An 11,801-nucleotide genomic window follows, 5' to 3' on the forward strand; every position below is an offset into this window, starting at 1 on the left:
GGCGCGGCGGCCCGTGGGGAGGCGTCAGTACGACGAACCGGACGCGCCCAGCGAACCCGTCGGGTGCCAGACCGTCTTCGTCTCCAGGAAGGCGGTCATGCGCTCGATGCCGGGCGTCTCGAAGTAATCCACAGGCTGTGGACGAAGAACGCGCTTCAGGTTGTCCGCCGCCGCGATCTCCAGCTCCTTCGCCAGCACCTCGTCGGCGCCGGCCAGATCGATCGCGTTGACGTCCTGGTGCGCGGCCAACGGCGCCGCGATCTCCGCCGTACGGCCGGACAGGACGTTGACCACGCCACCGGGAACGTCCGAGGTGGCCAGCACCTCGCCCAGCGACAGGGCGGGCAGCGGGGCCTTCTCGGAGGCCACGACGACCGCCGTGTTGCCGGTGGCGATCACGGGGGCCACGACCGAGACCAGGCCGAGGAAGGACGACTCCTGCGGGGCCAGTACGGCCACCACGCCCGTCGGCTCGGGCGAGGACAGGTTGAAGAACGGGCCCGCCACCGGGTTGGCGCCGCCGATCACCTGGGCGATCTTGTCGGTCCAGCCCGCGTACCAGACCCAGCGGTCGACGGTCGCGTCCACGACCGCGGCCGCCTTGGACTTGGACAGCCCCTCCGCGTCGGCCACTTCGCGCACGAACTGCTCCCTGCGGCCCTCCAGCATCTCCGCGACGCGGTAGAGGACCTGGCCGCGGTTGTACGCCGTCGCACCGGACCAGCCGCCGAAGGCCTTGCGCGCCGCGACCACCGCGTCACGGGCGTCCTTGCGGGAGGAGAGGGGCGCGTTCGCCAGCCAGTTGCCCTTCGAGTCGATCACCTCGTACACCCGGCCGCTCTCGGAACGCGGGAACTTCCCGCCGACGTACAGCTTGTAGGTCTTGAAGACGCTCAAACGGTCAGACATCGAGGTAAGCCTCCAGGCCGTGGCGGCCGCCCTCGCGGCCGAAGCCCGACTCCTTGTAGCCGCCGAACGGCGAGGTCGGGTCGAACTTGTTGAACGTGTTGGACCAGACGACACCGGCGCGCAGCTTGCCCGCGACCGCCAGGATCCGGGAGCCCTTCTCGGTCCAGATGCCCGCGGACAGGCCGTACTGCGTGTTGTTCGCCTTGGCGACGGCCTCCTCCGGCGTGCGGAAGGTGAGGACCGACAGCACCGGGCCGAAGATCTCGTCGCGGGCGATGGTGTGCGCCTGGGTGACGTTCGTGAAGAGCGTCGGGGCGAACCAGTAGCCGGAGGAGGGGAGTTCGCAGGCCGGGGACCAGCGCTCGGCGCCCTCCGCCTCGCCCTGCTCGGCGAGCGCGGTGATCCGGGCGAGCTGCTCGGCGGAGTTGATCGCGCCGATGTCGGTGTTCTTGTCCAGCGGGTCGCCGAGGCGCAGCGTGGACAGGCGGCGCTTGAGGGAGTCCAGCACCTCCTCCTGGACCGACTCCTGGACGAGGAGACGGGAGCCCGCGCAGCACACCTGGCCCTGGTTGAAGAAGATGCCGTTCACGATGCCCTCGACGGCCTGGTCGACCGGGGCGTCGTCGAAGACGATGTTGGCGCCCTTGCCGCCCAGTTCGAGGGTGAGCTTCTTCTTCGTACCGGCGACCGTGCGGGCGATCTCCTTGCCGACGGCCGTGGAGCCGGTGAAGGCGACCTTGTTCACGTCCGGGTGCGCGACGAGCGCGGCGCCCGCGTCGCCGTAGCCCGGAAGGATGTTGACGACACCCTTGGGCAGGCCCGCCTGGCGGCAGATGTCCGCGAAGAACAGGGCGGAGAGCGGGGTCGTCTCGGCCGGCTTCAGGACGACCGTGTTGCCGGTGGCGAGCGCCGGGGCGATCTTCCAGGCCAGCATCAGCAGGGGGAAGTTCCAGGGGATGACCTGGCCGGCCACGCCCAGCGGACGCGGGTCCGTGCCGAAGCCGGCGTGGTCCAGCTTGTCCGCCCAGCCCGCGTAGTAGAAGAAGTGCGCGGCGACCAGGGGCAGGTCCGCGTCGCGGGTCTCCTTGATCGGCTTGCCGTTGTCCAGCGTCTCCAGGACGGCCAGCTCGCGGCTGCGCTCCTGGATGATCCGGGCGATGCGGAACAGGTACTTGGCGCGCTCGGAGCCGGGCAGCGCCGACCACTTCTCGAAGGCCTTGCGGGCGGCCTTCACCGCCCGGTCGACGTCCTCGGCACCGGCCCGGGCGACCTCGGAGAGGACCTCCTCGGTCGACGGGCTGACCGTCTTGAAGACCCTGCCGTCGGCCGCCTCCGCGAACTCGCCGTCGATGAACAGGCCGTAGGAGGGGGCGATGTCGACGATCGAGCGCGACTCGGGCGCCGGTGCGTACTCGAATGCGGATGCCATGGTGATCAGTCCACCGTCACGTAGTCGGGGCCGGAGTAGCGGCCGGTGGCCAGCTTCTGACGCTGCATCAGCAGGTCGTTCAGGAGCGAGGAGGCGCCGAAGCGGAACCAGTGGTTGTCCAGCCAGTCCTCGCCGACGGTCTCGTTGACCAGGACGAGGAACTTGATCGCGTCCTTGCTGGTGCGGATGCCGCCGGCCGGCTTCACACCGACCTGGACGCCGGTCTGGGCGCGGAAGTCGCGCACGGCCTCCAGCATGAGGAGGGTGTTGGCGGGCGTCGCGTTGACGGCGACCTTGCCCGTCGACGTCTTGATGAAGTCGGCGCCCGCCAGCATGCCGAGCCAGCTCGCGCGCCGGATGTTGTCGTACGTCGACAGCTCGCCGGTTTCGAAGATGACCTTCAGGCGGGCGGACGTCCCGCAGGCCTCCTTCACGGCGGTGATCTCGTCGTAGACCTTCAGGTACCTGCCCGCGAGGAACGCCCCGCGGTCGATGACCATGTCGATCTCGTCCGCGCCGGCGGCGACTGCCTCGCGCACGTCGGCCAGCTTCACCTCCAGGGCGGCGCGGCCGGCCGGGAAGGCGGTGGCGACCGAGGCCACCTTCACGCCGGAGCCCGCGACGGCCTCCTTGGCGACGGCCACCATGTCGGGGTAGACGCACACCGCCGCGGTCGTCGGGGCCGTACGGTCCGTCGGGTCGGGGCGGACCGCCTTGGCGCCGAGCGCCCGGACCTTGCCCGGGGTGTCCGCGCCTTCCAGCGTCGTCAGGTCGACCATCGAGATGGCGAGGTCGATGGCGTACGCCTTCGCGGTGGTCTTGATGGAACGGGTGCCGAGTGAGGCGGCGCGCGCCTCCAGGCCGACCGCGTCGACGCCGGGCAGCCCGTGGAGGAAGCGGCGCAGCGTGCTGTCCGACGCGGCGACGTCGGCGAGAGCGTGCGTGCGAGGGGTGGGGGTACCACCCTGCTCGAGCGAAGCCGAGAGCTTGGGGGAGGTGGGCATGGTCACCAGGCGAGCATATCTACGCGCGTAGCGGCTGTACACCCCCCGGCGCCCGCCGCAACCGGTGAGACCGCCCACCACCGCCCGGCCGCCCGTCGGGCAGAATCGGGACCATGACGACGCCCGAGCACGAGTCACCAGCGCCGCAGCCGCCGGCCCCCGAGTTCCGGGACCGGGTCCACCGGTCGTCCGGAGGCATCGCGGGCGGCGTCCTGCTGCTCGCCATCATCGCCTGGCTCGGCTTCGACGCGCTGTTCACCGGCCACGGGCGCTCCCCGTGGCTGGCGCTCGCCGTGATGATCCTCATCGTGCCGCTGGTGGTCGCCTTCACCCTGCGGCCGGCCGTCTACGTCAACGACGACCGCCTCCGCATCCGCAACCCCTTCCGCGTGATCGTCCTGCCGTGGGGCCAGGTCGCGGCGCTGCGGTCCGGTTACTCCAACGAGGTCATCACCAAGTCCGGCACCAAGTACCAGCTGTGGGCGGTGCCCGTGTCGATGCGGGCGCGCAAGAGGGCGGTACGGCAGCAGGCGCGGACCGCGGCCGGGGAGCGCGGGGACGGCCTTGGGCAGCGGCGTCCCGGCCTCCTGGGTTTCTCCCGGCCGGTCCCCGTTCAGCCGGACACCGCCGGGGAGGGCGGACCCGTCCGCGCCGCGACCGACCAGATCATGGACGACCTGCGCGAGCTGCAGGAGACCCGCGAGAACGCCGAGACGGCCCAGGGCGAGGTGACGGTCCGCTGGGCGTACGAGATCGCGGGACCGGCGCTCGCGGGAGCGGTGGTGCTCGCGGTGCTGCTGGCGGTGGGCTGAGCGGACCGGGCGGCGGCCCCGGGGGCGGGCGGGGCGCTCACCGGCCTTCCGTACGCTGTCGGGGGCGTTGTGGAGGGTTCGACCCGTGGGTGGGGGCCCGGCGTGGTGACTGTCCCGCAAGTTCTTCGCCGCCTGTCGGGACGAACCCTCCGATTTTCGTCGCCTGTCGGGACGAACCCTCCGATTGCTTCCCCGAGGATGACCGACCGCTCCTAGTGCGCGATGCCGTCGATCAGTTCGCGTGCGCCCTGGCGCAGCAGGGAGACGGCGACGGACGTGCCGAGGGTCGCGGGATCGAGGCGGCCCGCCCACTCGTGGGCGTTGAGCACCGTCTTGCCGTCCGGGGTGAACACGCACGCCCGCAGGGAGAGTTCTCCGCCGCGTCCGGCGCGTGCGAAGCCGGCGATCGGGCTGTTGCAGTGGCCCTGGAGGACGTGCAGGAACATGCGCTCGGCGAGCATCTCGCGGTGCGTGTCCGGGTCGCCGAGGCCGCTGACGGTCTCGATGGTCTCGGTGTCGTCCTCGCGGCACTGGAGGGCGAGAACCCCCGCGCCGATCGGCGGCACCATCGTCTCGACGGGCAGGACCTCGCTGATCGCGTCGGTGCGGCCGATCCGTTCCAGGCCGGACAGGGCGAGGAGGAGGGCGTCGGCTTCCCCGGCGGCGAGCTTCTCCAGGCGGCGGTTCGCGTTGCCGCGCATCGGGACGCACTCCAGGTGCGGGTGGGACGCGGCGAGCTGGGCGATCCGGCGCACGGACGAGGTGCCGACGCGGGTGCCGTCGGGCAGTTCCGCCAGGGTGCGGCCGGCGGAGTCGACCAGGGCGTCACGGATGTCGTCGCGCTTGAGGAAGGCCGCGAAGACGGTCCCGGCCGGGAGGGGCCGGTCGGCGGGGATGTCCTTGACGCAGTGGACGGCGAGGTCCGCCTGACCGGCGAGGAGGGCGGCGTCCACTTCCTTGGTGAACGCACCCTTTCCCTCGACGCGGGAGAGGTCGCCCATCCACTTGTCGCCGGTGGTCTTCACCGGGACGACCTCGGTGCGCACCGTCGGGTGGAGCGCGGCCAGTTCGGCTCGGACGCGTTCCACCTGGGCGAGCGCCATGGGGGAGTCGCGGGAGACGATGCGCAGCAGGTCACTTGGCATGAAGGCACGATAGACCTTCGCGGGCGGGCGGCGATGACGCGCCCGGAAGCCGCTGATGGCCCTCCGGCCGTGCGGCCTGGGAAAGCGCGTCGTCGGCGACGTGGAATGACGTGGAGTAGGGGGCGCGCTCGCGGGCCGCGGTCGGCGCGATGGCCCGCCCGGGCGGTTCCGGGCGGGCCATCAGCGGGCCTACAGGGGCCGTCAGATGCCGGCTGCGGCGGACAGGTCCCGCTTGATCGACGCCAGCAGGTCCGCGGCCCTGGTGCGGGCCGCCGGGAGGTCGGCGCGCGCGGTGACCGGGACCACGACCTCCAGGTAGCACTTGAGCTTGGGCTCCGTGCCGCTGGGGCGGACGATCACACGGGCGCCGTCGAGCGTGTAGCGCAGGCCGTCGGTGGGCGGCAGCGTGTCCGTGCCCTGCGTGAGGTCCTCCGACCGGGTGATCGGCAGGCCCGCGAGCGCGGTCGGGGGCTGCTCGCGCAGGCGGCGCATCGCGTCGGCGATGACCGACAGGTCCTGGACGCGGACCGAGAGCTGGTCCGTGGCGTGCAGGCCGTGCTCGACGGCGAGGTCGTCGAGGAGGTCCAGGAGCGTGCGGCCCTGCGACTTCAGCAGCGAGGCGAGCTCAGTGATCAGCAGCGCGGCCGTGATCCCGTCCTTGTCCCGTACGCCGTCCGGGTCGACGCAGTAGCCGAGCGCCTCCTCGTAGCCGTAGCGCAGGCCCTCCACGCGGGCGATCCACTTGAAGCCGGTCAGGGTCTCCTCGTACGGCAGGCCCGCCTTCTCGGCGATGCGGCCGAGGAGGGAGGAGGACACGATCGACTCGGCGAAGGTGCCGGTGGCTCCGCGTTGGACCAGGTGGGCCGCCAGCAGGGCGCCGACCTCGTCGCCGCGGAGCATGCGCCAGTCGCCGCCGTCCTGCACGGCCACGGCGCAGCGGTCGGCGTCCGGGTCGTTGGCGATGACCAGGTCCGGGTCCGTCTCGCGGGCCTTGGCGAAGGCGAGGTCCATGGCGCCGGGCTCTTCCGGGTTGGGGAAGGCGACCGTCGGGAAGTCCGGGTCGGGATCGGCCTGCTCGGCGACGAGGACGGGCTCGGGGAAACCGGCCCGGGCGAAGGCGGCGAGGAGGACGTCCTTGCCGACGCCGTGCATCGCGGTGTAGACGGTGCGGGCGGTGCGCGGGGAGTCCGCGGCGAGGACGGCGTCCGTGCGGGCGAGGTAGGCGTCGAGGACGTCCTCGGCGAGGACCTCCCAGCCGGAGTCCGGGCGGGGGACCGAGGCGAGGGTCGTGATCGCGGCGATCTCGGCGGCGATCTCGGCGTCGGCCGGGGGCACGATCTGCGAGCCGTCGCCCAGGTAGACCTTGTAGCCGTTGTCGCGCGGCGGGTTGTGGCTGGCGGTGACCTCCACACCGGCGACCGCGCCGAGGTGCCGGATGGCGAAGGCGAGGACGGGGGTGGGCAGGGGCCGGGGGAGGAGCGCCGCACGCAGGCCCGCGCCCGTCATGACGGCAGCGGTGTCCCGGGCGAAGTCGGCGGACTTGTGGCGGGCGTCGTAGCCGATGACGACGAGGCCGTCGGTGTGGCCCTTGCCCTTGAGGTACGCGGCCAGACCCGCGGCGGCGCGGATGACCACGGAGCGGTTCATGCGCTGGGGGCCGGCGCCGAGTTCGCCGCGCAGGCCGGCGGTGCCGAACTGGAGGGTGCCGCTGAAGCGCGCGGCGAGCTCGGCGACGTCCCCGGCGTCGATGAGCTCGGCGAGTTCGTCACGGGTGTCCGCGTCGGGGTCCTCGGCCAGCCACGCCTTGGCCCGTGCGAGGAGTTCGTCGTGCACGTCGGGTCAACCTCTCGTAGGGGTCGTGGGTCTCGGGGTGCGGCGGCGGACAGGGACGCCTGTCGCATCCCTTTCCCGTCCAGTGCAGCACGGCCGCCGGTCGGCGCAGGGGCGGCGCCGCTCGGCCCGTGTCGGCGACCACGGCCGCAGGGGTCGCACGGCGTCCGGGGGCGGAGCCCCCGGCACGGTCACAGCCGTTCCAGCACCTTCGCCAGCAGCGCCCCCATCCGCGTCGCGGAGTCGCGGCCCGCCTGCAGGACCTCCTCGTGGTTCAGCGGCTCGCCCGTCATGCCCGCGGCCAGGTTGGTGACCAGGGAGATGCCGAGGACCTCGGCGCCCGCCTCGCGCGCGGCGATGGCCTCGAGGACCGTCGACATGCCGACCAGGTCCGCGCCGATGGTGCGGGCCATGCGGATCTCCGCCGGGGTCTCGTAGTGCGGGCCGGTGAACTGCGCGTAGACGCCCTCCTCGAGGGTGGGGTCGATCTCCTTGCACAGGGCGCGCAGCCGCGGGGAGTACAGGTCGGTGAGGTCGACGAAGTTGGCGCCGACGATCGGGGAGGTCGCGGTCAGGTTGATGTGGTCGCTGATCAGGACCGGCTGGCCGGGACGCATCGTCTCGCGCAGGCCGCCGCAGCCGTTGGTGAGGACGACGGTCTTGGCACCGGCGGCGACGGCGGTGCGGACGCCGTGCGCGACGGCGGCGACGCCGCGGCCCTCGTAGTAGTGCGTACGCCCGAGGAAGACCAGGGCGCGCTTGTCGCCGATCCGGTACGAGCGGATCTTGCCGCCGTGGCCCTCGACGGCCGGCGGCGGGAAGCCGGGCAGCTCGGTGACGTGGTGCTCGGCCGCGGGTGCGCCGAGCGCGTCGACGGCCGGAGCCCAGCCGGAGCCCATCACGAGGGCGACGTCGTGGGTCTCGGCACCCGTCAGCTCGCGCAGGCGCGCGGCGGCGGCGTCGGCGGCGGCGTAGGGGTCGCCCTGGATGTCGTCCGGAAGAAGAGATGCGTTCACGCGCATGAGGGTAGCCGGTCTTGGCCTACGCGCGTAGATGACGGAGCTCACGTCGATGCGATCGTTGTCTTGTCGTTTCCGACGACAGCACCGGAACGGCGAACGCGCAGGGGTCAGCAGGGCCGCTTGCGCAGTTCCATCACATAGTCGTGCGGTGCCCCCGCGGACTCCGCCGCGTCCGCGACCTCGCCGAGGTACCGGGCCGAGGGGAGGCCGCCCTCGTAGGCGTTGAGGACGTACGTCCACGCCGTCTCCTCGCCCTCCAGGGTGTGGACACGGACGCTGCGCAGGCGGCGGTAGACGTCGAGGCCCACGCCCTCCCAGCGGTCCATCGACTCCTCGTCCATCGGCGCGATGTCGTACAGCGCGACGAAGACCTGCGACAGCGGGTCCTCCACGATCGTCGCCAGGGCGCCGTCCCACCCCATGTGCTCGCCGCCGAAGGTCAGCCGCCAGCCGTTCAGCCAGCCGGTGGCCCGCAGCGGCGAGTGGGGTGCGCGGCGGGTCATCAGCCGCGCGTCGAGATTGCCGGCGTACGCGGCGTAGAGCGACATGGATCGAGGGTACGGCAGCGCTTCCCCCGCCTCTCCCGTAACAGATGCATCACCCGGCCGCCCCCAGGAGGAGCGTCGCCCGAGGGGTGCGGGACAATGGAGTACGTGACTCGGATCGTGATCATCGGTGGCGGACCCGGCGGATACGAAGCGGCGCTGGTGGCCGCGCAGCTCGGCGCGGAGGTGACCGTCGTCGACTGCGACGGTCTGGGCGGGGCGTCGGTGCTCACCGACTGCGTGCCGTCCAAGACGCTCATCGCGACGGCTGAGGTGATGACCACCTTCGACTCCTCCTACGAAGAGCTCGGAATCATCGTCGCCGACGACACGCCGCCCCTGGAGCAGGCCGCCCGCGTGGTCGGCGTCGACCTCGGCAAGGTCAACCGACGGGTCAAGCGGCTCGCGCTGGCCCAGTCCCACGACATCACCGCCTCCGTCACGCGCGCCGGCGCCCGGGTCATGCGCGGCCGCGGCCGACTGGAGGGCATGCAGGCCCTGGACGGCTCCCGCAAGGTCGTCGTACGGGCCGCGGACGGCAGCGAGGAGACGCTCACCGCCGACGCCGTGCTCATCGCCACCGGCGGCCACCCGCGCGAGCTGCCCGACGCCCAGCCCGACGGCGAGCGGATCCTCAACTGGACCCAGGTCTACGACCTCGACGAACTGCCCGAGGAACTCATCGTCGTCGGATCCGGTGTCACCGGTGCCGAGTTCGCCGGCGCCTACCAGGCCCTCGGATCCAAGGTCACCCTCGTCTCCTCGCGCGACCGCGTCCTGCCGGGCGAGGACCCCGACGCCGCCGCCGTCCTCGAGGACGTCTTCCGCCGCCGCGGCATGAACGTCATGGCCCGTTCCCGCGCGCAGTCCGCCAAGCGCGTGGGCGACCGGGTCGAGGTCACCCTCTCCGACGGGCGCGTGATCACGGGTTCGCACTGCCTGATGGCCGTCGGCGCCATACCCAACAGCAGTGGGATGGGCCTGGAGGAGGCCGGGGTCAAGCTGCGCGAGTCCGGGCACATCTGGACGGACAAGGTCTCCCGGACGACGGCTCCCGGCGTGTACGCGGCCGGTGACGTGACCGGTGTCTTCGCGCTCGCGTCCGTGGCCGCCATGCAGGGCCGCATCGCCATGTACCACTTCCTCGGCGACGCGGTGGCCCCGCTCAACCTGAAGACCGTCTCCTCGAACGTCTTCACCGACCCCGAGATCGCGACCGTCGGCTACACCCAGGCCGACGTCGACGCGGGCAAGATCGACGCCCGGGTGGTCAAGCTGCCGCTGCTGCGCAACCCGCGCGCGAAGATGCAGGGCATCCGGGACGGCTTCGTGAAGATCTTCTGCCGCCCGGGCACGGGGATCGTCGTCGGCGGTGTCGTGGTCGCACCGCGCGCCTCGGAACTGATCCACCCCATCTCGATCGCGGTCGACAACAATCTGACGGTCGAACAGATCGCGAACGCCTTCACCGTGTACCCCTCCCTGTCGGGCTCGATCGCCGAGGTGGCACGGCAGCTTCACAACCGCAAGACGTCGGGCGAGGGCTGACGGCCCAACGGCCCGGTTTCCGGCCGCCCCGCAGGTCAGGGGCCCGGTCGCGGCCGGCCGTCGCCGGTGCGTGCGGCGGGGGCGGCCCGGAAGGGCATGGATCGGGCACCTATACCACTCTCCGCCCCGCCGTGCGAACAACTTCTGTTATTCGGCGCAAACTGCTGAAAGCAGACGGACGTTGGGGTTACTGTCAGTTTCGTGTTCGCTGCAGAACGTCGCCAATTGATCCTCGAAATGGTGCGGGCGAACGGAGCCGTGTCGCTCCGTGAGCTCGCCCGTGTCGTCCAGACCTCCGAAGTGACCGTACGGCGGGACGTGCGTGCACTGGAGGCCGAAGGACTCCTCGACCGCCGGCACGGCGGTGCGGTCCTGCCGGGTGGTTTCACCCGGGAGTCCGGCTTCCCGCAGAAGTCCCATCTCGCCACCGCCGAGAAGACGGCCATCGCCGACCTCGCCGCGGGCTTCGTCGAAGAGGGCGAGGCCATCGTCGTCGGGGCGGGTACGACCACGCAGGAGCTGGCCCGCCGGCTCGCGCGGGTGCCCGGGCTGACGGTCGTCACCAACTCGCTCCTGGTCGCCCAGGCGCTGGCGCACGCCAACCGCGTGGAGGTGGTGATGACCGGCGGCACCCTGCGCGGCTCGAACTACGCGCTGGTGGGCAGCGGTGCGGAGCAGTCGCTTCAGGGCCTCAGGGTCTCCAAGGCCTTCCTGTCCGGGAGCGGGCTCACCGCCGAGCGCGGGCTCTCCACGTCGAACATGCTGTCGGCATCCGTGGACCGGGCGCTGGTCCAGGCGGCGGCCGAGGTCGTGGTGCTCGCCGACCACACCAAGCTCGGCACGGACACGATGTTCCAGACGGTGCCCACGGACGTCATCACCCGGCTGGTGACGGACGAGCCCCCGGCGCACGACGACCGCGCGGCGACGGAGCTTCAGGCGCTGGCCGACCAGGGTGTGCGGATCGCGGTCGCCGGGCCTTCGGGCGCGGACGCGGTCCCGGCGGGCGGCCGGCAACGCCGGGACGTCCCCCTCCCGGGCCCCCGCCGCAGTCAGGCCCCCGGCCCGCAGCTCCGCAGCGCGACGGCCCTCGGCGAGCATGCCACGGGAGAGCGCGCCCGGGTCGCGGACCTGCGCCGCCGCTGACCTCGGGTGCGGACGTGCCGCCTCGTCGGCCGAAGGCGCCGGTCTCGTCGGCCGCGGGCGCCCGGCCCCGTCCGCCGCAGCCGCTGCACCGCCGCCGGCCCGGGTGCCTCCGGTGCGCCGTCGTCCTCGTGGCCGCGCAGGCCGGGGCGGCTTCGCGCAGGCTGTGGGGTCGTCTCGACCGGGGACACCGGGTCCACGGCCGGACCGCCCGTCCGTCGCCGGACGACCGCGTCCAGCCGGTGGACGGCGCCCGGCAGGCACCCGGCGGAGCCGGCTCCCGGTCCGCCGGGTGGTGCGGTGTCCGTGCCGTCAGTCCTTGATCTCGCAGATGGCGGCGCCGGAGGTGATGGAGGCGCCGACCTCGGCGGTCAGGCCCTTGATGGTGCCGGCCTTGTGCGCGTTGAGGGGCTG

General features: G+C 72.4%; 10 protein-coding genes. 3 read left to right on the top strand and 7 right to left on the bottom strand.

The genetic code is table 11. The annotated features are described in order from the left end of the window. Positions 1-24 precede the first annotated feature (24 nt). The 3 genes from ACZ4SW_RS02120 to deoC are packed head-to-tail and all read right to left on the bottom strand — an operon-like array spanning position 25 to position 3,342. The gene (locus tag ACZ4SW_RS02120) at positions 25-909 is read right to left on the bottom strand and encodes an aldehyde dehydrogenase family protein (protein WP_468236638.1); all 885 of its coding nucleotides are present in this window, start codon (positions 907-909) and stop codon (positions 25-27) included. Further along, the gene (locus ACZ4SW_RS02125) at positions 902-2,338 is read right to left on the bottom strand and encodes an aldehyde dehydrogenase family protein (protein WP_468236640.1); all 1,437 of its coding nucleotides are present in this window, start codon (positions 2,336-2,338) and stop codon (positions 902-904) included. The genes ACZ4SW_RS02120 and ACZ4SW_RS02125 overlap by 8 nt, the downstream gene beginning before the upstream one ends. 5 nt (positions 2,339-2,343) lie before the next feature. Beyond that, complete coding sequence (gene deoC, locus ACZ4SW_RS02130; RefSeq protein WP_468236708.1) at positions 2,344-3,342, bottom strand: deoxyribose-phosphate aldolase; 999 nt, start codon at positions 3,340-3,342, stop codon at positions 2,344-2,346. A 113-nt stretch (positions 3,343-3,455) separates the two neighbouring features. Between deoC and ACZ4SW_RS02135 the strand changes: the two genes are divergently transcribed. After that, complete coding sequence (locus ACZ4SW_RS02135) at positions 3,456-4,154, top strand: PH domain-containing protein (protein ID WP_468236643.1); 699 nt, start codon at positions 3,456-3,458, stop codon at positions 4,152-4,154. Positions 4,155-4,366: 212 nt separating this feature from the next. Here the strand turns inward: ACZ4SW_RS02135 and hemC are convergent, their stop codons facing one another. From hemC to ACZ4SW_RS02155, 4 genes are all read right to left on the bottom strand, one after another. Continuing rightward, on the bottom strand, positions 4,367-5,299 hold the full coding sequence (gene hemC / locus ACZ4SW_RS02140) for a hydroxymethylbilane synthase (RefSeq protein ID WP_468236646.1): 933 nt from the start codon (positions 5,297-5,299) through the stop codon (positions 4,367-4,369). 201 nt (positions 5,300-5,500) lie between these two features. After that, positions 5,501-7,132 (bottom strand): phospho-sugar mutase, encoded by a 1,632-nt coding sequence (locus tag ACZ4SW_RS02145; RefSeq protein ID WP_468236648.1) that lies wholly within the window; start codon positions 7,130-7,132, stop codon positions 5,501-5,503. Between the two features lie 188 nt (positions 7,133-7,320). Further along, the gene (locus ACZ4SW_RS02150) at positions 7,321-8,145 is read right to left on the bottom strand and encodes a purine-nucleoside phosphorylase (protein ID WP_468236650.1); all 825 of its coding nucleotides are present in this window, start codon (positions 8,143-8,145) and stop codon (positions 7,321-7,323) included. A 113-nt stretch (positions 8,146-8,258) separates the two neighbouring features. Next, the gene (locus ACZ4SW_RS02155) at positions 8,259-8,699 is read right to left on the bottom strand and encodes a gamma-glutamylcyclotransferase family protein (RefSeq protein ID WP_468236653.1); all 441 of its coding nucleotides are present in this window, start codon (positions 8,697-8,699) and stop codon (positions 8,259-8,261) included. A gap of 96 nt (positions 8,700-8,795) precedes the next feature. On the opposite strand from ACZ4SW_RS02155, the gene ACZ4SW_RS02160 reads away from it, so the two are divergent. Beyond that, complete coding sequence (locus tag ACZ4SW_RS02160; RefSeq protein WP_468236655.1) at positions 8,796-10,244, top strand: NAD(P)H-quinone dehydrogenase; 1,449 nt, start codon at positions 8,796-8,798, stop codon at positions 10,242-10,244. Positions 10,245-10,445: 201 nt separating this feature from the next. Continuing rightward, complete coding sequence (locus tag ACZ4SW_RS02165) at positions 10,446-11,390, top strand: DeoR/GlpR family DNA-binding transcription regulator (protein ID WP_468236658.1); 945 nt, start codon at positions 10,446-10,448, stop codon at positions 11,388-11,390. The last annotated feature ends 411 nt before the right edge of the window (positions 11,391-11,801 follow it).

The organism is Streptomyces sp. NPDC028331 (genome assembly GCF_055565775.1).

Coding starts and splice junctions, on each gene's coding strand:
- ACZ4SW_RS02155 (WP_468236653.1), bottom strand. CDS start 8,699: ATGTCGCTCTACGCCGCGTACGCCGGCAATCTCGACGCGCGGCTGATG.
- deoC (WP_468236708.1), bottom strand. CDS start 3,342: ATGCCCACCTCCCCCAAGCTCTCGGCTTCGCTCGAGCAGGGTGGTACC.
- ACZ4SW_RS02125 (WP_468236640.1), bottom strand. CDS start 2,338: ATGGCATCCGCATTCGAGTACGCACCGGCGCCCGAGTCGCGCTCGATC.
- ACZ4SW_RS02160 (WP_468236655.1), top strand. CDS start 8,796: ATGGAGTACGTGACTCGGATCGTGATCATCGGTGGCGGACCCGGCGGA.
- hemC (WP_468236646.1), bottom strand. CDS start 5,299: ATGCCAAGTGACCTGCTGCGCATCGTCTCCCGCGACTCCCCCATGGCG.
- ACZ4SW_RS02135 (WP_468236643.1), top strand. CDS start 3,456: ATGACGACGCCCGAGCACGAGTCACCAGCGCCGCAGCCGCCGGCCCCC.
- ACZ4SW_RS02120 (WP_468236638.1), bottom strand. CDS start 909: ATGTCTGACCGTTTGAGCGTCTTCAAGACCTACAAGCTGTACGTCGGC.